Genomic DNA, 1,178 nt, shown 5'->3' on the forward strand with positions numbered 1-1,178 from the left:
GTGCTGGCGTTGGTGCGTGGTTCGGCGGTCAATCAGGATGGTGCGTCGAACGGGTTGACGGCGCCGAACGGTCCGTCGCAGCAGCGGGTGATCCGGCAGGCCCTCGCGGCTTCCGGATTGTCGTCTGCCGAGGTGGATGCCGTCGAAGCACACGGCACCGGGACCACGCTCGGCGACCCGATCGAGGCGCAGGCGTTGCTGGCGACCTATGGTCAGGATCGGGAGCGTCCTCTGCTGCTGGGGTCGATCAAGTCGAACATCGGTCACTCGCAGGCTGCCGCGGGCGTCGCGGGTGTGATCAAGATGGTCATGGCGATGCGTCACGGCCTGCTGCCGAAGACGCTTCATGTCGATGAGCCGTCGTCGCACGTGGACTGGTCGCAGGGTGCGGTCGAGCTGCTGACCGAGGCCAGGCCCTGGCCCGAGGTCGAGCGGCCGTGGCGGGCGGGGGTGTCGTCGTTCGGGATCAGCGGCACCAACGCGCACCTCATCATCGAACGAGGTCACGGCGTGGCAGAGGTGGCCCAACGTGGGGCGGCGCCGGACGCCGTGGCGGTTCCCGTGGTGGTGTCGGGCCGGTCGGCCGAGGCGTTGCGGGCGCAGGCCAGGCGGCTGGCATCCTTCCTCGGCGACGAGACGGGCGTTGACCTGGCTGATGCCGCGTTCTCTCTGGCGACGGTCCGATCGGCTTTCGAACACCGCGCGGTGGTGGTCGCCGGGGATCGCGACAGCCTGGTGGCCGGGCTGCAGACGATCGCCGACGATCAGCCCAGCGGGGACGTGCTGCGTGGAGTGGCGGTTATGGAGCCGCGGCTCGCGTTTCTGTTCACGGGACAGGGCAGCCAGCGGGCGGGCATGGGCCGCGAGCTGTATGAGCGGTTCCCGGTGTTTGCTCGGGCGTTTGATGAGGTGGCGGCCCGGTTTGATTGCCTTGCCGAGGAGGATCTGGATCGGACGGGGGTGGCGCAGCCTGCGTTGTTCGCGTTGGAGACGGCGTTGTTCCGGTTGGTGGAGTCGTGGGGCCTCAGGCCGGATGTGCTGGTGGGGCATTCGATCGGGGAGTTGGCGGCTGCGCATGTGGCTGGGGTGTTGTCTTTGCCGGATGCGTGTGTGTTGGTGGGGGCTCGTGCTCGGTTGATGCAGGCGCTTCCCGCCGGTGGGGTGATGGTGGCGGTGCA

The 1,178-nt window shown here is 68.8% G+C and carries 1 protein-coding gene; it reads left to right on the plus strand.

The window, feature by feature from the left end; genetic code table 11:
- Positions 1 to 1,178: acyltransferase domain-containing protein (locus ACWCSU_RS52840; RefSeq protein WP_449945277.1), on the plus strand; the 1,178-nt coding region annotated here is incomplete at both ends.

It is taken from the genome of Nonomuraea sp. NPDC001699, from assembly GCF_053596455.1.